This is a genomic window from Paenibacillus xylanilyticus, assembly GCF_013359935.1.
Lineage (GTDB): Bacteria > Bacillota > Bacilli > Paenibacillales > Paenibacillaceae > Paenibacillus > Paenibacillus xylanilyticus.
In genome coordinates this window covers 387141-406581 of record NZ_JABMCB010000192.1, presented here as the reverse complement: position 1 = coordinate 406581, position 19441 = coordinate 387141, and the positions used below count along the sequence as shown (strand labels likewise).

General features: G+C 47.3%; 15 protein-coding genes and 1 other annotated feature (1 of these 16 running past the window's edge). Of the genes, 3 read left to right on the top strand and 12 right to left on the bottom strand.

Annotation, left to right across the window (positions count from 1 at the left end):
- Positions 1-63: 63 nt before the first annotated feature.
- The 4 genes from lepA to gpr form a co-directional block, all read right to left on the bottom strand.
- A complete protein-coding gene (lepA, locus tag HP552_RS21715) occupies positions 64-1878 on the bottom strand; it encodes a translation elongation factor 4 (protein WP_175397466.1) in 1815 nt (604 codons plus the stop codon).
- Positions 1879-2024: 146 nt separating this feature from the next.
- Entirely contained in the window at positions 2025-2375 is a 351-nt protein-coding gene (locus HP552_RS21710; protein WP_175397465.1) for a hypothetical protein, read from the bottom strand.
- Between the two features lie 36 nt (positions 2376-2411).
- Positions 2412-3701 carry a stage II sporulation protein P gene (locus HP552_RS21705; protein ID WP_175397464.1) on the bottom strand — a complete coding sequence of 430 codons (1290 nt, stop codon included), beginning with the start codon at positions 3699-3701 and terminating at the stop codon, positions 2412-2414.
- 139 nt (positions 3702-3840) lie between these two features.
- Positions 3841-4842 carry a GPR endopeptidase gene (gene gpr, locus HP552_RS21700; protein WP_175397463.1) on the bottom strand — a complete coding sequence of 334 codons (1002 nt, stop codon included), beginning with the start codon at positions 4840-4842 and terminating at the stop codon, positions 3841-3843.
- Positions 4843-5016: 174 nt separating this feature from the next.
- On the opposite strand from gpr, the gene rpsT reads away from it, so the two are divergent.
- The gene (gene rpsT, locus HP552_RS21695; RefSeq protein WP_024628504.1) at positions 5017-5289 is read left to right on the top strand and encodes a 30S ribosomal protein S20; all 273 of its coding nucleotides are present in this window, start codon (positions 5017-5019) and stop codon (positions 5287-5289) included.
- 168 nt (positions 5290-5457) lie between these two features.
- Here rpsT and holA read toward each other — a convergent pair whose 3' ends face one another.
- From holA to HP552_RS21680, 3 genes are all read right to left on the bottom strand, one after another.
- Positions 5458-6474, bottom strand: a complete 1017-nt coding sequence (gene holA / locus HP552_RS21690) for a DNA polymerase III subunit delta (protein WP_175397462.1) — start codon at positions 6472-6474, stop codon at positions 5458-5460.
- A 258-nt stretch (positions 6475-6732) separates the two neighbouring features.
- Positions 6733-7998 (bottom strand): anti-sigma factor, encoded by a 1266-nt coding sequence (locus HP552_RS21685; RefSeq protein ID WP_175397461.1) that lies wholly within the window; start codon positions 7996-7998, stop codon positions 6733-6735.
- Positions 7995-8543 (bottom strand): RNA polymerase sigma factor, encoded by a 549-nt coding sequence (locus tag HP552_RS21680; RefSeq protein WP_095289827.1) that lies wholly within the window; start codon positions 8541-8543, stop codon positions 7995-7997. The genes HP552_RS21685 and HP552_RS21680 overlap by 4 nt, the downstream gene beginning before the upstream one ends.
- A gap of 439 nt (positions 8544-8982) precedes the next feature.
- Here HP552_RS21680 and HP552_RS21675 point away from each other — a divergent pair, with 439 nt between their 5' ends.
- On the top strand, positions 8983-9285 hold the full coding sequence (locus HP552_RS21675; protein ID WP_153979478.1) for a hypothetical protein: 303 nt from the start codon (positions 8983-8985) through the stop codon (positions 9283-9285).
- Between the two features lie 122 nt (positions 9286-9407).
- On the opposite strand, the gene HP552_RS21670 is transcribed toward HP552_RS21675, so the two are convergent.
- The 4 genes from HP552_RS21670 to HP552_RS21655 all read right to left on the bottom strand — a co-directional run bounded on the left by HP552_RS21670 (position 9408) and on the right by HP552_RS21655 (position 15736).
- A complete protein-coding gene (locus HP552_RS21670) occupies positions 9408-11426 on the bottom strand; it encodes a copper amine oxidase N-terminal domain-containing protein (protein ID WP_175397460.1) in 2019 nt (672 codons plus the stop codon).
- Positions 11427-11538: 112 nt separating this feature from the next.
- The gene (locus tag HP552_RS21665) at positions 11539-14355 is read right to left on the bottom strand and encodes a ComEC/Rec2 family competence protein (protein ID WP_175397459.1); all 2817 of its coding nucleotides are present in this window, start codon (positions 14353-14355) and stop codon (positions 11539-11541) included.
- A gap of 165 nt (positions 14356-14520) precedes the next feature.
- Positions 14521-15042 carry a deoxycytidylate deaminase gene (locus HP552_RS21660; protein ID WP_175397458.1) on the bottom strand — a complete coding sequence of 174 codons (522 nt, stop codon included), beginning with the start codon at positions 15040-15042 and terminating at the stop codon, positions 14521-14523.
- Positions 15043-15154: 112 nt separating this feature from the next.
- Entirely contained in the window at positions 15155-15736 is a 582-nt protein-coding gene (locus HP552_RS21655) for a ComEA family DNA-binding protein (protein ID WP_246310996.1), read from the bottom strand.
- Between the two features lie 186 nt (positions 15737-15922).
- On the opposite strand from HP552_RS21655, the gene comER reads away from it, so the two are divergent.
- Positions 15923-16768, top strand: coding sequence for a late competence protein ComER (gene comER / locus HP552_RS21650; RefSeq protein ID WP_175397457.1), 846 nt, complete (start codon positions 15923-15925; stop codon positions 16766-16768).
- Here the strand turns inward: comER and leuS are convergent.
- Positions 16749-19193 carry a leucine--tRNA ligase gene (leuS, locus tag HP552_RS21645; protein ID WP_175397456.1) on the bottom strand — a complete coding sequence of 815 codons (2445 nt, stop codon included), beginning with the start codon at positions 19191-19193 and terminating at the stop codon, positions 16749-16751. The genes comER and leuS overlap by 20 nt on opposite strands.
- A 72-nt stretch (positions 19194-19265) precedes the next feature.
- Positions 19266-19441: a binding site (T-box leader), on the bottom strand; it runs 88 nt beyond the window's last position.

Sequence of the window (19441 nt, the reverse complement as noted above, 5' to 3'; positions counted from 1 at the left end):
ATTTAATATTCTGTAATTTAATTTGAATACACACGTTTTGTGGCGTACCTCAAATTAAATTGGTTAGTCATCAATTTTCAGCACCGCCATAAACGCCTCTTGCGGCACCTCAACGTTACCCACCTGTTTCATCCGCTTCTTACCTTCCTTCTGCTTCTCGAGCAGTTTCCGTTTCCGCGAGATGTCACCACCATAACATTTGGCAAGTACGTTTTTACGCATGGCTTTTACCGTTTCACGAGCGACGACCTTCGTACCTACGGATGCCTGGATCGGCACCTCGAACATTTGCCGTGGAATCAGCTCGCGCAGCTTCTCACAGATAATGCGGCCGCGGTTATACGCCCGATCACGGTGAACGATGAAGGACAGCGCATCGACCTGTTCACTATTAAGCAGGATGTCCATTTTCACCAGATTGGACTGACGGTACCCGGACAGTTCGTAGTCGAAAGATGCATATCCTTTTGTACTTGATTTCAATTGGTCGAAGAAATCATACACAATTTCGGACAACGGGATTTCATACGTAAGGGTTACCCGAGTTGTATCGAGATATTCCATATTTACATATTCGCCGCGTTTATTTTGACAAAGCTCCATAATGGTACCTACATAATCATTCGGTACGATAATTGAGGCTTTGACATATGGTTCCTCTACATAATCGATTCTTCCCACCTCAGGATAGTTGGATGGGTTATCAATCTGCATGACTTCACCATTCGTTAAAGTCACATGATAGATTACGCTTGGTGCCGTTGTGATCAGTGGTATGTTGAACTCGCGTTCAATCCGTTCCTGAATAACGTCCATATGAAGCAGTCCCAGGAATCCACAGCGGAATCCAAAGCCGAGTGCACTCGATGTCTCCGGTTCGAAGCTGAGGGATGCATCGTTCAGCTGCAATTTCTCCAAGGCTTCACGCAGATCCACATAATCAGATGTCTCAATCGGGTAGAGACCACAGTAAACCATCGGATTGATTTTACGGTAACCTGGTAAAGGTTCCGGTGTTGGATTTTTGGCATCTGTTACTGTATCCCCGACTTGAGTATCACCGACATGCCGGATACCTGCAACAACAAAACCAACATCACCAACGTTCAACTCGTCCACAATGGTCATGCGCGGTTTGAATGCACCCACTTCGATTACATCAAATGATTTACCTGTTGCCATCATTTTGATTTTGGAACCTGACTTGATTTTGCCGTCAATGACACGGATATATACAATTACACCTTTGTACGGGTCATAGTGAGAGTCAAAAATCAGCGCTTTCAAAGGCTGGTCAGGATCGCCCTGTGGTGCAGGTACACTCTGTACGACTTGCTCCAGAATCTCTTTGATCCCGATGCCTGCTTTGGCCGAAGCCAGTACCGCGTTGCTCGTGTCCAAACCGATGACATCTTCCACTTCCTGCTTCACCCGATCCGGATCGGCACTTGGAAGGTCGATTTTGTTGATGACCGGTAAGATTTCCAGATCATTGTCCAATGCCAAATATACGTTTGCCAGCGTCTGGGCTTCGATTCCCTGAGCCGCATCCACTACAAGCAGAGCACCTTCGCATGCAGCAAGACTGCGTGATACTTCATATGTGAAGTCTACGTGTCCCGGCGTATCAATCAGATTGAGTAAATATTCTTCACCGTCATCGGCTTTGTAATTCAGGGCAACAGCTTGCAGCTTGATTGTAATTCCACGTTCGCGTTCAAGCTCCATCTGGTCCAGAACCTGCTCCTGCATTTCCCGAGTGGTGAGCGCACCTGTGTACTCCAAGATCCGGTCCGCAAGTGTTGATTTGCCGTGATCTATATGTGCAATAATTGAAAAGTTACGAATTTTACGTTGTCTTGCCCGAATGTCAGTCATTCCTTACCCCCAGAAACAGCCTAGTGTCAATCACTTCATTATAACAGTTGATGCAGGGTGCATCAATCCCGCGTTGCCTCAACTTTATAATAATCGTCCCGAATACGAATCTCCAGGGGTTTATTTTACCTACATTGAGCAGCTTTTTATTCAGCGACCCCGCTAAACAGCGAAACCACCCACTTAATTCCGTTGTGAGACAGATTTTGAAGAAGCCCCGCTGTTTTGTCTGCAAGCACATCCACCGGAGCTTTGTCCTGTTCCGCCCCAAGCACCTGACTTGGAGTTTGTACGGGAACAATGGGCGTTTCCTTTTCTTCTTGTTGTACGGAAACAGCAGGCTCAGATTCGGCGGCGGGTTCTGTTTTAACAACGGCTGGGCTTACCTCAGGAACATCATCTATTTGAAAGCTGCCTCCTGCCAGCTGCATTCCTAGCAGAACTCCTAATAACATAAATACAATAACGGTTACCATTCTTTTGCCGAATCTGGACACATTGTTCGCCTCCTGTCAGGTTATATCCTAGAATAATCAACTGCCTTGTGACGTAGTACCTGTGCTGGCTTTATCCACGTTCTGATCTTCCCAATATACCTCGGCAATCATGTCTGCAAGCACTTTTGAAGTCCGCTTGAGCTCAGCCCCCGTATTGTCTATTCCCCCGATTTCTATCAAAATGCTGTTGGGTGAAAGGGTCTGATTGTATTCACCATTATTTGCTCCGCCGCCATCCTTGCCCCAAACCCCTCTCGAGACGCCGGGGTATTTTGCTTCGAGCTTTTTGTGGATTTTCGCAGCAAATGCTTCATTTTCTTGCCAGTTCGGATTCTCATGTCCAATGATGAAATACACTTTGGCGTATCCTAGGCCATCAATGGTCGTGGTTGTTTTATTGTGACGTTGGGAATCCCGATGAATATCAATAAGGTAGGTAAGATCATCATTTTGAGCGAGAGCAGCCTTCACTGTTTGACGTGAATATTTATAAGAGTAGTTCCAGTTATAATCCTTCACTTTGGTCGGGTAATCATCTTTGGCATGTTCCACCCCAACGCCGAGCTTCTCCAAGCTATCGGACAGATAAGATCCAACTTGAAAAACATTGCCGGTTGATTTCCCTGAGGAAGGGTTGTCACTCTTGGTGCCAAGCAATGGATTGTATCCTTCGCGCGGGTGGGAATGATAGATGAGCACGCTTTTCTTGCCGGCTGTGGCTGTACCTTCCTGACCACCGTTCTTTGGCGGCGGATTTTCCGTTACTTCTCCATCCCCGGGCTCGTTCGTTTCGGGAGGATCCGTGTTATCCTGACCCGGTGGAACATGCAGGTCACCATCTGACTTGCCCCCGCCAGCAGAAGCGGTATCGGTCAGTCCTGGACCTGGTTGATAATCTTCAGGCGCTTCGGCCTTTTCATTCCCTGAGCCGGGCCTAAGCAAAACCGGTTGATTGGAGCCCATGCCAGGCATTTCTCTTGCGATCAGGCTTTTGGGGTCCTGTGGATTCACATTGGTAAGAAGTTGGAATACAAAAGTAGTCAAATTTTCGCCGGAGAACGCAGAAGTCTGCTCCTTCTGGGTCAAGTGGGGCATCTCCATGCCGAGCATATCCACAAAAAAGCGGCTGGAGACGCTACTAGCGAATCCTTTCATGGAAGATACCGGAGAATTGTTCAACCGTTTTTCTGCCATACCTCCAAGGCCGAGTACTACAAAAAACAAAGCAGATATAATCATAAGCAGCAGCAACGTACGGCCCATGGCCAGCACATGCAGACATCTTTTTTTCCACTTCCCGATATTCCAGGCCAATATTTTGTTCATTCATCTGTCTCCTTCCTGCTGGACAACTCTTATACTTCAACTCTATGAGCCTGCCAGATTTGATAGAACAGGAATTAGAAGAAAGACAGCAAAAAAGAAAGTCCGATAGATTCGGACTTCCTGGCCGGGCTTTTTACAGTTAGTGAGTGTAAGCTGCAACGTTATCCGGATTCACCGCATCATGCAGTGCGGCATTCAGACCGCTAGCAATCACGTTGGCGATTCCCTCGATGAATTCATCAATTTCCTTTGGCGTAACAATCAAGTCATGACCAAGTGGCTCCAGAACCTCTTTCACCAAACTTAATCGATCTTGCTCACCGATATCGTCCAGCATGCCCATAATTTGTTTGGTCTGGTCTGTCTCTTGACGGAAGTGTGCACTCATCATTTCAATAACATTATTTACTATGGTGGAGGCATAACATACGGTCGGTACACCGATGGCGATACATGGAACTCCCAAAATTTCTTTGGTAAGACCACGCCGCTTGTTACCAATGCCTGAACCAGGATGTATGCCAATGTCCGCAACCTGAATCGTTGTATTGACACGTTCGAGAGAGCGGGAAGCCAGCGCATCAATGGCAATGATGGCATCCGGTTTGGTGCGGTCCACTATCCCTTGGACGATGTCGCTGGACTCTATGCCTGTAGTACCAAGCACACCAGGGGCAATTGCACTAACTTCCCGGTAACCTGGAGCTACCTGATCCGGTACCAATTCAAAGTACTGACGGGTTACCATCAAGTTTTCCACCACAAGCGGGCCAAGTGAGTCAGGCGTTACATGCAAATTGCCGAGGCCGACAATCAGCACTTTAGATGTCTTGTTAACACCCGCTTTGGTCAAGAAATCCTCCATCTCCCTCGTGAATTCTGCGGCCACACGTTCCTGAAGGTCAGTATCACCGTTACGAAGTGACGGGACTTCCAACGTAACGTAGTGTCCCTTGACGCGTCCGATTGTTTTTGCGGCAGCATCGTTCAGCACATCAATCCGAGTAATGGTAATGCCGTCTTTCTCTTCCACATCTTCCCGCAGCCCGGGAATCGTCTGTTTCTGCGAGCCTTGAGCCATTTCTTTCGAATCAATCGCCAAGTCGGTCCGAACTGTATAGTTCTGTAAATCAAGTGTCATCTGTCCCTGCCTCCTTTACCGCATTTGAGCATATTGTGTGGGGAAATGCAGTTCTTTATGCAATAGCAAGAACACTATAGGAATATTTGTTGCAATTTGCATGCTAGCGTGCTAGAATATTTTAAGTTGTGAAACGTTTGTATTCATGCGAATGCCTTACAGGAGGTGAATGTAATGCCAAACATCAAATCCGCTGTTAAACGCGTAAAAACGAGCGACAAGCGCCGCGCACTCAACGCTTCCCAGAAATCCGCACTCCGTACAGCTGTTAAAGCTGCTGATGCTGCTCTGGTAAGCAACGAAGTTGATACTGCTAAAGCTGCGATTCAAGCTGCTTCCAAAAAGCTGGACAAGGCTGTAACTAAAGGTCTGGTTCATAAAAATGCTGCAGCCCGCAAAAAGTCTCGCTTGGCGAAAAAACTGAACGCTCTTTCCGCACAAGCGTAAGAAGCGTTACTTATACGATCCAATGGAAAAATCCTGAACAGCACCGAGCTTTCAGGATTTTTTAGTATCTGATCTGATAAGTACCCAAAAAAGAGCCCTTATCTCGTTGACCTATTGTCGATCGAAATAAGGGTCTTTTGTTATCCCTTTTTTTGGGACTTGCTTTATTTATGCTCCGAGCCTTAGAAGAAACAACTCCAAACCAAGCACTTTATCAACAGCACCTGTTTTCATCTGGTAATCCAGTTCACTAAGATGACTCAGAATGTTTCTCAGCCGTTCTGGCTGAAATTTGCGTGCCTGTTCTCCGGCAATTTTAACCGCGTACGGATGCAAACCAAGCTGACTGGCAATTTGCTGTTGTGAGTAGCTTTGCTGGCCAAGCTCTTTTACCTGAATCATAATCCTGAACTGTCGAGCGATCAATGCTGCAATTTTAATAGGCTCCTCGCGCTGTTTCAGTAATTCATAAAATAACCCCAGCGCTTTCTCCAAACGTAAATTGGCTAATTCCTCCACCAAAGCAAATACATTCTGCTCTGTGCTGCGCGCCACCAATGACTCAATATCAGCACGATGAATCGTACCGCCATTACCAGCGAATAGACACAGCTTGTCTACTTCAGCAGACAGTGTTTGCAATCCTGTTCCTGCATAGCTCACGAGTGTATCTGCCGCCCCAGCTTCAAAAGTTACATCACGCTGCTTCGCAAGCTTTACGATCCAATTCAGCAGTTCTTCCCCGCTCAGTGGAGCAAAGGCAAGAACGACCGCCTGTTTCTTGACCGCTTTCACCAGCTTTTTACGCTCATCCAGCTTATCCCCTTGCGCGAGGAAAACGATCGTACTGTAATCTGCCGGATTATCCATATAAGTAAGCAGCCGATCCACCTGGTGTTCGATCTTGGAATCTTTACCTGCAGTAAACAGATTCGCATCCCTTACAATAATCAATTTTCGCGGGACCAAAAAGGGAACCGTTTCCGCTTCCTCAATCACCACTTCAACAGGTGTTTCAGTCAGATCGTACGGAATAATGGCGAAATCCCGATGCTCTTCCTCGATAACCTGTTCTTTTAACATCTCCGTAAATTGCTGTATCTGGTATTTCTCCGTTCCGTACAGCACGTATATCGGAGCCGTCTCCCCATTGCGAATTGCCTTTGTTGCACTTTTTACATCCATCACGGTGCCCCCTATCCCTACTATCCTACCAGAAAACACGACAGACAACAAAGGGGCCCTGCATCCGTTAAACGAATGAAGGCCCCCTGGTCCTACATCTATATAAACGAGAACACCAGCGATTCTAGAAAAGGCTGGGTCCCGGTCATACGACGTCAGTTGTTTTAACTGAGATAGGACGTTATTGATAAATTTAGTATATTCTTGCCACCCTTGAAGTGTTCTGCTGATTCGAAAAAGCAGGCTCGCATTTCCGGATTATTTCGTGGTAGTTTCACCTGTTGCTGAAGGTACAGTAAATGAATTTTTTACCGTGGTGCCGTCCTTGTCTGTCTCATAGTTAAACAAGGTGCTGTCGCTGGACCAGCCGGCAGTCTTTAAGGTTCCTTCCAAGTTACGCTGTTCCACTAGATTAAGAACGTCTGGATCGGATGCCGATTTCGAATAAACACTTAGTTGATTGTCAATCAGCATCACTACATAAGTTCCGTCCGGTGACTTCCATTCCTTCGAGGTCATGGTAGACGCTACACCTTGATCCGGTGCGGCAAACCCTTTGTTGCCATTTGATTCGATTCCTGTCTCTGAATCAGGAGAAGTCGTACCCTCAGTAGGATCTTCGGAATTGACATCAGGTGTTGCAGCCTGAGAGTTAAATGATTCAGCCTCCCTGTTGTCCGATTCGCTTCCTTCTTTTTCATCCGCAACTGCAGGAGGTACAGCACCTGTAGCCGAATCCTGAGTTTTTGGCTGCACATCCTGGCCTTGATCCTGGCTCTTCTGACTATCGGGAGCTTTCGGGCTGGAAGGGCTATTTTGTGCTTCCGTACTGTTGTCCGACTCAGACCCTGGAGCTGGCTGTTTTGGCGTTTGGTTGTCCGTTACCTCAGGCTCCTGTACCTGGTCCGACCCATTTTCTTCAGGTACTGTCTCTGGATCCGTTCCTTCTGTCATGGACGTCTCCGAGTCATCTAACAATGGATTGCTTTTATTCTCAGGATTTGAAGCTTCGTCATTCTCAATTCCCCGACTTAACGAATTCGGATCGGCAGCATCCGTCTCTTGGGCGCTGCCCGAACTCATCATCACGGACTCGGCATTTTCAAGTTTCTCCGGTTCATAACCCCAGATTGCAAACCCTAGCACCACGGCTGCTGCCGCAGCACCCATGGACATCCGGCCCACCATGGAATTAAGCCATCTTTGCTTCGGTTTTCGTTCACTTGACCGTTGTAAATTCTCGAATGCAGCAGGGACAGGACTCATTTCCTGTATTGTACTGCTTTGTTCCCTCCGTGCTTCATCAATCGCATCCAATTGAGGCATAATGGCATCAACCAAACTGAACTTCGGGGTCACCTGCGGCAAATCTTCCAACTCTCTGGAAAGAGCTCTAAGCAAACTAAAATTCTCGGCGCACTCCGGGCATTGGGCCACATGCTGTAGCATCTGCGCAGTTTCCGCGTCGCCCAGATCATGATCCAGATACCGGTGCATCCATTCCACCACCTCTTCGCATTTCATCCTGTCACACCACCTTTCTGATATTCCTGTAGTAGATTTTGCAATTGCTGTCTGGCTCTGAATAGATAAGATTTGACTGTATTCAGCGGAAGATCAAGACAATCCGCAATTTCGTTATACGATAAATCCTGCAAATACCTTAGTACAATAACGGTTCGATGATGCTCTGGAAGTTTGTTGATCGCATCTTGAATGTCCTTTGCAACATACGTGGACATCACTTCAAATTCCACATCCTGATTATCCTGAAAAACCATTTCGTGTTCGTCAATGGAGACCGAGGGCTTGGTTCTTCTGAATTTATCGATACAGATATTGGTTACGATGCGCTGTACCCATGTTTTAAATTGGGCCTTTTCCTCATAGGAATTAATTTTGGTATAGATTCGGATTAAAGCTTCCTGAGCAGCATCCAAAGCATCTTGTTCATTATTTAAAATGTAATATGCGGTTCGATATACATGCTGTTCTATGTCCCGCAATAGGGTAATTAGAGCGTCGCGATCGCCCGATTGAGCGGCTCTGATGAGTTCCGGCTCTACCACAAAGGATCCCCCTCTCCCTGCAACCTTACAGACGTGTTCATCAATAAAATTGTTGCAAAGTTAAGTATTTTTTTGATAGTAACAGGTAAAACGTTGAAGCGTTCACATTTGTTATCGCTTACTAAGCACGGTCTGCTCCTAGAATACGTTATAGATGCTGTATATTACCACAACAAAATAACGGCTTATGTATGAAGGGCCGCTGAAATCTTATCTTAGAATAACAGAAATTGCATACCGAGTCACCACGTGGCTTCAACTAGCCATTCCATTACTTGCACGACTCAATTGAATTGCAATGGCATATATTATAGATGAGCACTTAAGAACCTTCGAAAATGAAAAAAGTCGAAATTTGTCCTAATTTAAGCTGTTTTTAATGCAATTTTCATGAAAATAGTGTATTGTAAATTTACATTCATAATACGAGGTGATGAGCATGCCAGCTCTTGCGAAAATTCAGTTGTTAAAGGAACAAATGCCGAAGGAATATCAAAGCATTTCTCATTTTGTAGAACACGCACTGCAATCCATTGATACTCTGGTTGAAGAACATCGGAAGTACACTGCTGCACAGGCGTTATACGGCGATAAAATCGTCGGATCGGAAGAACGTCTGTACAGAGAAACTGTACTTGATGTCAGAGAACAGCTCCTTCTCACACTGGAAAAAACCGTGGAAGATCTCTTGCACAAAGGCGACAAACATTGGAACAAACATTTTAAGGATGGCGTTGAATAGTTTTTTCATCCTAAAAAGGGACATAGCCCGTTTTCCGATATTCTCCCCGAGGAGTGTACCGGAAAGCGGGCTTTCTGCTTCCTTTCACCAAGGTGGCTAAATTCATGAGTCGTAAAAAGGAATTAATAAATGCTGATCAGTTTCCCGCCAACAAAGCTCAAAACACGCAATATATTTGGCCCAGCATAGACCCACACTTCTATTTTCCCCTTTGAGCTCATCTCTTGGGTAATGCTTGTCGGATCTCCCCACGCTAGACCAGCTTGTTTCGTTGTCATGCCCAAAGCTACTTCTCCAGCAATAATCTTCTTCCATGTGGACTGAGACCATTTGTATTTTTGGTAGGGGTCATACGTGAAGAATTGATCCGAATCCGACAACATCTCCGTGACCCTTGAGGCAGTGCCCCCTGCATAAGCAGCAACCGTTTTACCCTTTGCGTTACGAAACACCACCGAGTAGCTCTTATCTCCCGAATCATACTTATCAATTTCAATATCAGTAACCGTTACTTTGCTAAAACGTTGTCCCAACTCGGTGTACTCATTAATCCAATACGATTTGCCTATCAATCGACTAAGGCTTCCAAGTTCTTTTTTCTTGATTAAAGCTGCTGTATCCTTTGATTCAATAAGAATAGCTGACTTACCAACCAGAACCTCAGCCTGCCTCAACTCCGCATCCCATCGAACTTTGATCCCTGAAGTCTGACTTAATAAATTTGCCGGAAATACCGTCTGCCCTTCAATAGTTTGTACCTTCCCTTTTAACTTGAGCTCCTGATTGTTAAACCGTGCAGTTGTACTCCCTTTTTGCAGGGTAATCTTGTCATCTCCAAGTTGAATGATAAAAGACGAGCCTTTCACATCAACTTTGGCTCCCAACGTCTTAAATACCGACTGCACCGGTAAATATATAGTCCCGTTTAACAACGTAGCTCCTGTAAGCTTCTGCTCCGCTCCAGCATCCAACTGAATGCTTGAAGTCAGGTTCTCCATTGTAAATGTTACTTTGGTCGTTCCCATGCCCGTAACCTTAAGCGTGCCGTCACCCTGAATTTTTGCAACTTGTGGCTGTTCCAGGATGATTTCTGTAGGTATCGGCTGGCGTTTGATCTTAAAACCGTTGCTATAGGTCTGCTGAACTGAAAGTGTAACCGTATCTCCAAGAACAGCTTCTTTCGCCGATGCAGTCAATGTTACTTTTGTTAATGAAGGAGCTTGGAGTGATTTCAGTTGTCCCTCATTATAGACTCCCCACGTTCCATCCTGTAAAAGTGCATATAATTCACCTAGCTCAAACGAATATTCAAGTCGATTAACATTGGTTAGCCCTGGCAGTTGTTCAGACTTGTATTTAGCCGTTCGATCATAACTCCATACAGTGCCATCATTCTTCACCGTCAGCAGCTTATGCGTATTCCCCAGCCAGATCATAGATTGAACGTCACTTGCGACCTCCACCTGGTCCTCTTCATACATCATGTTCACAATGACCACTGATCCATCGTTTTTCAGGACAGCTGCATACGCACTATTCGTGGCAATGGCTTTACCGTTCTCAACACTTCCTACTTTGCGCACAATGTTTCGATAGTCTGCGTAATAGACATCACCCGACGCGGATAATGTGCCATATGAATAATAACCATCAGCTGGATAGGGGCCGACATCAATAATGGATTCCAAACCTTTAATCTGCTTTCCATCTTGATGGAGTGTTCCGTCCTGGAGAAGTATCAAGCCACGCCCATACACTTTTACTACTCCGTTGTATTGATTTACCTCAGGCTTTTGGGCGTTGTCCACATCCCAACGATAGACTTGCCCATCCGCTGTCCAGCCATAAAGGGAATGAGAGTCTCCTTTAGAGATGCCGATCAGGTTCGGGCTTTGCGTCCAGACCCCACTAGTTGCCCCTTTGGACCAAACTGTACCATTGTCGAGGATATAATTGTTGCGATCCAGCATGGAAATAATCGAACTGCTTGTACTGGATGCTGCAGACGCAGGGGAATGACCCGCGAGCAAGGCGGAAACGATAACTCCAATACACAACATCAGTGTCATCCTGAGCCATTTGGCTCCAAAATTCTGTTTTACTCCGCCGTTCTTTCGTGTTGTTGTTTTTGCATGTCCCATTGCTTCTGTTCCCCTTCTCATTATGTAACTTGTCATCTCTATTGCCCAATAAAACTGAGCCTAATCATTATTCGGTAAATATAACCATTATCCTGCACTACTCAAAAATTCATCATTCATCCATGCTCAATTTGTAACGCACATCAATCTGCCCGTCTTTTATTCTCATCTGGACTTCGCCCATCTGGTCCGTTCGATAAATCTGTGAACCCACAGCCTCCAGTCGCTCAAGCACTCCGGGGTTGGGATGTCCATATGTATTGTTAGCACCTGCTGAAATGACTGCTGATTTGGCATGCCAATACTGCAGCCAGGCTTCTGTCGACGATGTCTTGCTACCGTGATGCGCCACCTTCAACACATCGACCGAAGTCTCAACAGATGGGAATGAAAACGACCCTGGCTCCTGTTTGAAAGAAGCTGCAAGAGACCCGTCTTGAATCATGTATAACAGATTTTGTTCTGCTGCTGCATCCATATCGCCTGTAAATAACAGTGATGCTCCAGCCATGTCCAGCAGGAAGACAACCGAATCATGATTCTGATGTTCAGACACAGGAAGCCTGCCTCCCGTATCCAGTGAATGATCCAAATCAGGCGATATAAAATGAAGCACGGTTTCTTCGTCTGCTGCGTATGACATCCCTTGTTGGATGGCATATAACGGAATACTGCGTTCCACTGCGGTATCCAGCAACTTTTCAAAATTGTCTTTGCCGCTCGTTGTACCGTTAAACATGAAACGTTCAACCGGAATCTGCTCAAGCACTGCCTGCAGCCCTCCAGCATGATCCTGATCAGCATGAGTCAGAATGACCGCATCCAGTCGATGAATACCACGTTTTTTCAATAAAGGTACAACTACCTTGGCACCCACTTCATAGGGATCTCGCCGGATTCTCCAGGATTCCTGATTGCCAAAGCTAACCGTTCCCCCGCCATCCACCAAAATATGTTTCCCTCCAGGTGTAGTTATCAGCGTGCTGTCCCCCTGGCCAATATCCAAAAATTGAACAACACCAGTACCAGCAGGCAGTGGAGTCCGGTAGGCCCAAACCAATCCCACTATGAGAAGCAGGGCCAGCAAACCACACATCCCTTTATGGAACAAATTCATCCGTTCCCCCGTATAGTAGCCGGCGCCTTGCGTGGTAAACGCACTTGTATACTCCGGCCAGGCAATACTTGCACTTAGTGTCGTCATAGAACCAGAATCATTACTCCGAACCTGTTGGCCTTTACCTTGCCGATCCCAATCCATTCGTTCACTCAATCCCCCGGACTGTGCTGCTCCTTGCAAACCTTGACCACGATGTGTACGAACCAGAGGTGCGGTGTCTTCTTCCATATTAGAAGCTTGCGGAATCTCGCCCTTTCCTCGATGAAGAAGAAACAAGAGTGCATACAGTATGGCATAATACGCTGCAATCCACAGCAAGGAAGGTGTGGCCCAGATCAGGACAAATCCCGGTAAACTATTCATCCATTCCACACTCACAAATGTTACTTTGTTCAGCAAAATCGCAACCCAGGCAAGAGGTTTGGCAAGAGGCAGCCATAGAAATGACAATAAGAGAGCGACCGTGCCAAGCGGTAATACGATAGCGCTAATCAAGGATACTAGCAAAAAGTTGGCAACAAAAGAAAGCAGCGAAAACTGGTTGAAATACAATATCGTTACCGGAAAAGAAATAAGCTGCGCGGTTACCGTCACTGAAGCTGTTGCTGCGACGGCTTTGGGCCAACCATGAAATAACCGGTTTATGAGAGGCATGTAGATCATCAGTCCGGCAGTGACGAGAAAAGATAGCTGAAAGCTGACGCTTAACAGGAAATACGGATTCCACCACATCATCATCAAGGCTGCTGCGCTGATCATCTGCAGTCCGTCTCTGGCAAGCCCTCGCCGTGCCATATATAAACCGATCATGGACATAATCCCCGCTCGAATGACTGAAGGTGAACCACCAGATAACAGCACATATGCAGGAATCAGCAATAGGACAATGGTGAGTGATGTCTCTCGTGTTAACCTCAGCCACGACAAAAGGAGTAACAGCGAAGCCACATATACCGCCACATGGGTGCCCGAGATGGCCAATATATGTGTAAGTCCCAATTGTGAAAATTGACCATAGGTATCGGGGTCGATATCGCTTGCCATTCCTATAATAAGACCTTTCATGTAACCCGCGTGAGGTTCTGGAAACAGTCTGTCTACGGCAGAACCCAATGTACTTCTGATCAGGTCATTCCACCGCAGTATATTGAACTTTCCTATCCCTTCAGGAGAAACCGTTGTTACCGAACTGGCTCCTTTCACTTTGAATAGCCAGTGAATATACTGTGTCTTCAAGTAATTCCGATAGTCAAAGCCACCAAAATTCCTCGCTTCTCCCGGAAGTGTCAGTACACCGGTTAACGTGATTGCATCCCCCCGCCGCCATCCCGCCGCAACTTGCTGCTCTTCTTCTTCAGCCAAACGCACATGTACCATCAGACGTTCTTTCGTTTGGGCCACCCGTAGAACCCCTGACGCTGTTCCAGATTGAGCATCTGACGATGCCTCTATTGAGTTCATCTGTATTTGAAAATCTGCCCGATCACCATCAACTCGAACATCCGAATCCAGTATTCCATGAAGCGTAGCTGAGTACCCATCCAGATCTGCAGCAGCTATATTGGTAATCTCGGGCAGATTGCTCACATTCCGGGCTTCATTCCACTCCCAGTGCCCAGCTCCACCGATTAATGCCACAATAAATACCACGATGGCCCAGCCCCGCATGCCGATCCACCGAAGCAGGAACGGCAAACAGGAGAGTGCACCGACCATTCCCCAAAGGAGAGTCCATCCTGTCATAGCACATGCCATACCGCTGCCGCATAACCAACAGACTGTGAATACGAATAAAGGTCTGCCTTTCATTCTCCATCCCCCTTTAAGCCACCAGTGCAACCAACGCAAAGAACCCCCGGCAGCTGAAACAGCTAAACCGGGGGTTCTTCCCACCACATCCACTTGCTATTGACTTTAAAACGTAGTAACCTACCTAATTTTAACGTTTATTCGTTTATCCTGCGTAATCATCTGTTAATCACTAATGGTCATCATGGTCTCACGGGGCGGCTGGTAATTCTCCAGCTTGCGAAACGTAATTCCCTTCTGGGCCATCATTCGTGTTACTTTGCCTGTATCCTTGGGATACGGGCGATGAAAAACAATCTCCGTAATGCCGCTGTTGGCAAGCATATTGGAGCAAGTCCAGCAAGGTTCGTCCGTGACGTACACGGATGAACCTTCACGATCAATCCGATCGGTGAACAAGAGCAAATTCTGCTCCGCATGAATCGTACGAATACAGCGCTGCTTTTTGACCATTTCCTCCTGACCATCGGTTACAACCAGCTCATATTCTTCGGAAATCATGCATCCGGCTTCCGAGCAGTCGGGAACACCCATGGGTGCTCCGTTATACGCTGTCCCAAGCAATTTTTTGCCCTGAACAAGCACAGCTCCGACATGGCGGCGTGAACAGCGGGAACGGGTTGAGACCATATATGCGATATCCATGAAATAAGTATCCCAGTCTTTGCGTACGTCTGCTGTATTCATGATCGTTTCCTCTCCCGTTCGTTTTAAGTTTATCTGTAGCAATACTCATCCAGCTACTTAACGTAAGAAAACCTTTGTTTACTCTATTGTAATCATCACATTATTAAATTAGTTAACGGATCTGGACATATGGAGCCATTTTCTCCAACATCTTCATCCCGATTCCTTTGACCTTTGTCAGATCACTGACTTTGGTAAATGGACCATGGGCATTCCGATAATCGATGATGGCCTGTGCCTTTTTCTCTCCAATGCCCGGAAGCTCTGTAAGCTTGGAAGCTGGTGCCGTATTAACATCGATCTTGCCGTTATCCACATCCTGTACAGGCTGAGCCGTTTGGTTTTTTTCCGGGACAACTTCCGCTGCAGAAGTCTTTGCCAATGAAGCATCCGATCCGCCCACGGTGCTGCTCGAATCGACCTCTTTAACTACCCCTTTATCCACCTGTTCGGGCTCTTGAGAAACAGCATCATCCGTTCCCTTCTTTGCATCCGTATCTGCCGCCGCTTTGGCTTCCCCACCACCCAAAACAGCCGACTGCACAGCAGAAGGATCCTGCTCTATCGTCGGCGTCTCGGTGCCGAGCTGCATGGGTTCCCAGCCAGAAGGAGGCTGTTCACTTTTGCCCGACCATAATATCAATACACTTCCAATCACCGCAGCAGCAATGATTATTGCCTGTTTCCATTTCATGCTTCCACACCTCTCCCTGTCTTCAAAATAGTTCATTCTGAAAACGGGCGGTGCTTCCGAACCGTTGAATGTTGCTGGTGAAATTAAGCTTTTCTTTTTTCATGTCATGTCATACAAGTCCTGATGCATAGACTAGAAGGAACGAACTGCGCCAGTACCGTAAAGCATGAAAGGAGGCCTGAAACAATGAAGGTTGGATTTATCGGAACCGGCAGCATGGGAAGCCTGCTGATCTATGCCTTGATCCAATCCGGAGCATTGGAGCCCCGGCAGATCGCTGCAAGCAATCGGACCCCTTCCAAAGTACGTCAGTTATCCCTCCGTTATCCCGGCCTGCATGAATCGCAGAGCAATCGGGAAACTGTCATCCGAAGCAATATCATATTTTTGTGCGTGAAGCCGCTCGAATTCAAACATGTTATTGACGACATCCTGCCTGTTGTAAATCCCAATCATATGATCGTCTCGATTACCAGTCCCGTGCAGCTGCGCCATCTGGAATCTTCACTTCCTTGCAAAGTCTCCAAGGTTATTCCCAGCGTTACGCACCAGGTCGGCAGCGGAGCATCCCTGTGCATTCACGGCGAGCGCATGACCACGGAAGACCGCTCCGTTCTGGAAGGGCTTCTCAGTCATTTCAGCAAACCTTACCAGGTGGAGGAAGCCTGCACCCGGATTACATCCGACTTTTCCAGCTGCGGACCTGCATTCATATCCTTCTTTTTGGAACAATGGATCGAGAGTGCCGTCAAGCTTACAGGGATCAAACGCGCAGATGCCTGCGCCCTTGCAGGTGAAATGCTCCTTGGAACAGGCAAGCTGCTCACGGAAGGAGGATATACCCCCCAAGAACTTCAGGCTCGCGTTGCAGTACCCGGAGGCATTACCGCACAGGCACTTGCCCTAATGAAGGTCAGCCTGGACGGTGTATTCGACAGCCTTATTCACACGACCCATGACAAGTATGAAGAAGACTTGTTAAAGCTCGATGAATTATTCAGAGCCGGTGAGATTAACCGGCAACAATATTAACCAGTTTGCCTGGAACGGCAATGACCTTGCGAATGGTCTTGCCTTCCAGAGCCTGTTTAACCGGCGCCAGTTCCATCGTAAAGTCCTGCATCCCCTGTGCATCCAGATCCTTCGCAATCGTGGCACGGGTTACGATTTTACCGTTTACTTGGACTACGATCTCCACTTCGGCATCCACCGTCATGGACTCGTCATATTCTGGCCAAGCCACGTAGGAGATTCCTCCCTCGTGTCCAAGTCGGCTCCACAGTTCTTCCGCCATATGTGGTGCCAGTGGTGACAGCAGCTGTACAAAGTTTTCCATTGCTTCACGCGGCAGTGTATCTGCTTTGTAAGCATCGTTGATGAAGATCATCAGTTGGCTGATCGCTGTGTTGAAACGCAGATGCTCCAGGTCATCCGTAACCTTTTTGATCGTTTTGTGAGCGGTGCGTTTGAATTCTTCCGTTCCGCCATCCACAGTGATCTTGTCGTTGATCGCCCCAGTATCCTCGTTAATGAAGAGACGCCATACACGTGACAGGAAGCGGTACATGCCCTCAACCCCGTTCGCATTCCACGGTTTCGTAGCTTCCAAAGGCCCCATGAACATCTCATACAGACGCAATGTATCCGCTCCGAATTCATTCACAATTTCATCCGGGTTAATGACATTGCCACGGGACTTACTCATTTTCTCATTGTTGGTTCCCAAAATCATGCCTTGGTTCACCAGCTTGTGGAACGGCTCTTTGGTACTAACCACGCCCAGATCATACAGCACTTTGTGCCAGAAACGAGCATACAGCAGGTGAAGAACCGCATGCTCGGCTCCTCCGATATAGAGGTCAACCGGCAACCATTGCTGCTGTTTCTCCTGGGAGATCAATTCCTTATCGTTGCGTGGATCGATGAAGCGCAGGTAATACCAGCAGCTGCCCGCCCATTGCGGCATCGTATTGGTCTCGCGGCGTGCCTTCATTCCCGTTTCAGGATCTACCGTATTTACCCAATCCGTTACATTCGCCAGTGGTGATTCTCCCGTACCCGAAGGTTTAATCTGGTCGATATCCGGCAGCAGCAATGGAAGTTGGTCTTCTGGCACGGTTTTCATCGTTCCGTCTTCCAGGTGCAGAATCGGAATCGGCTCTCCCCAGTAACGCTGACGACTGAACAACCAATCGCGCAGGCGGTATGTTGTTTTCCCTTGTCCCTTGCCGTTCTCTTCCAGCCAGGCAATCATTTTTGCAATGGCCTCTTCATTATTCAGTCCGTTCAGGAAGTCGGAATTCACATGCGGTCCGTCTCCGGCATACGCCTCTTGTGTCACGTCTCCACCCTGAATAACTTCAATGATGTCCAGACCAAACTGCTTCGCAAATTCCCAGTCACGACCATCATGACCCGGAACAGCCATAACAGCTCCTGTACCGTATCCTGCCAAAACATAATCCGCAATCCAGATAGGCAGTTTGGCACCATTGACCGGATTGATCGCGTAGGCACCAGTGAATACACCCGTTTTGTCCTTGGCCAAATCTGTGCGTTCCAGATCACTCTTGCGGGAAGCCTGCTCCTGGTAAGCCTTAATGGTTTCACGTTGTTCCGCTGTTGTAATGGCCTCTACCAATTCATGCTCAGGAGCAAGAACGGCGAAGCTGGCACCGAACAGGGTATCCGCACGTGTTGTAAACACCTTGATAACTTCTTCACTGCCCTCAATGGCGAATACAACTTCAGCACCCGTCGATTTACCAATCCAGTTACGCTGCATATCCTTGATGCTTTCGGACCAGTCCAGCTCTTCCAGATCTTCCAGCAAGCGTTCAGCATATTCCGTAATTTTCAGAACCCATTGGCGCATCGGTTTGCGAACAACCGGATGTCCACCACGCTCACTCTTGCCGTCGATAACCTCTTCGTTAGCCAGTACCGTGCCCAGGGCTTCACACCAGTTAACTGGCACTTCATCCACGTATGCCAAGCCTTTTTTGTACAGCTGAATGAAGATCCACTGCGTCCATTTGTAGTATTCCGGGTCAGTTGTGCTAATTTCACGATCCCAGTCATACGAGAAACCGAGGGACTTGATTTGACGACGGAAGTTGTCGATGTTCCGGAAAGTGATCTCCCGTGGATGTTCTCCCGTGTCCAATGCATGCTGTTCTGCAGGCAGACCAAAAGCATCCCAACCCATTGGATGAAGCACGTTGTAACCGCGCATACGTTTGAAACGTGAAACGATGTCCGTTGCCGTATAACCTTCCGGGTGACCTACGTGCAAACCTGAACCGGATGGATAAGGAAACATATCCAGTGCATAAAACTTCGGTTTACCCGGATCCTCACCCGTTTTAAACGTTTTGTTTTCGTCCCAGTACTGCTGCCAATTTTTCTCCATAACCTGCGGCTGGTAGCCGTGCTTCGGCTGGTGATTCTCACTCATCTATTGTTCCTCCTCTTGGTTATTCACATTTATTGCAACAAAAAAACCTCAGCATCCCGTAGCGTTTGCAGCGCTAGGGACGAGAGGTTGAATTCCCGTGGTACCACCCTAGTTAGCGGACGAACGTGCTTCGTCATCCACTCCCTTTGTACCTGTAACGGCGGTTAACCGATGCGGATTTCCATTCCTGAACGAATGCTGCCATTCAAACACAGGATGGTGTAATCACCGCATTTCTCCAAGGCGAG

Excerpts from the sequence above, each read along its gene's own strand:
- lepA (WP_175397466.1), bottom strand. The coding sequence starts at position 1,878 with ATGACTGACATTCGGGCAAGACAACGTAAAATTCGTAACTTTTCAATT.
- HP552_RS21705 (WP_175397464.1), bottom strand. The coding sequence starts at position 3,701 with ATGAACAAAATATTGGCCTGGAATATCGGGAAGTGGAAAAAAAGATGT.
- gpr (WP_175397463.1), bottom strand. The coding sequence starts at position 4,842 with ATGACACTTGATTTACAGAACTATACAGTTCGGACCGACTTGGCGATT.
- rpsT (WP_024628504.1), top strand. The coding sequence starts at position 5,017 with ATGCCAAACATCAAATCCGCTGTTAAACGCGTAAAAACGAGCGACAAG.
- holA (WP_175397462.1), bottom strand. The coding sequence starts at position 6,474 with ATGGATGTAAAAAGTGCAACAAAGGCAATTCGCAATGGGGAGACGGCT.
- HP552_RS21685 (WP_175397461.1), bottom strand. The coding sequence starts at position 7,998 with ATGAAATGCGAAGAGGTGGTGGAATGGATGCACCGGTATCTGGATCAT.
- HP552_RS21675 (WP_153979478.1), top strand. The coding sequence starts at position 8,983 with ATGCCAGCTCTTGCGAAAATTCAGTTGTTAAAGGAACAAATGCCGAAG.
- HP552_RS21670 (WP_175397460.1), bottom strand. The coding sequence starts at position 11,426 with ATGGGACATGCAAAAACAACAACACGAAAGAACGGCGGAGTAAAACAG.
- HP552_RS21665 (WP_175397459.1), bottom strand. The coding sequence starts at position 14,355 with ATGAAAGGCAGACCTTTATTCGTATTCACAGTCTGTTGGTTATGCGGC.
- HP552_RS21660 (WP_175397458.1), bottom strand. The coding sequence starts at position 15,042 with ATGAATACAGCAGACGTACGCAAAGACTGGGATACTTATTTCATGGAT.
- HP552_RS21655 (WP_246310996.1), bottom strand. The coding sequence starts at position 15,736 with ATGAAATGGAAACAGGCAATAATCATTGCTGCTGCGGTGATTGGAAGT.
- comER (WP_175397457.1), top strand. The coding sequence starts at position 15,923 with ATGAAGGTTGGATTTATCGGAACCGGCAGCATGGGAAGCCTGCTGATC.
- leuS (WP_175397456.1), bottom strand. The coding sequence starts at position 19,193 with ATGAGTGAGAATCACCAGCCGAAGCACGGCTACCAGCCGCAGGTTATG.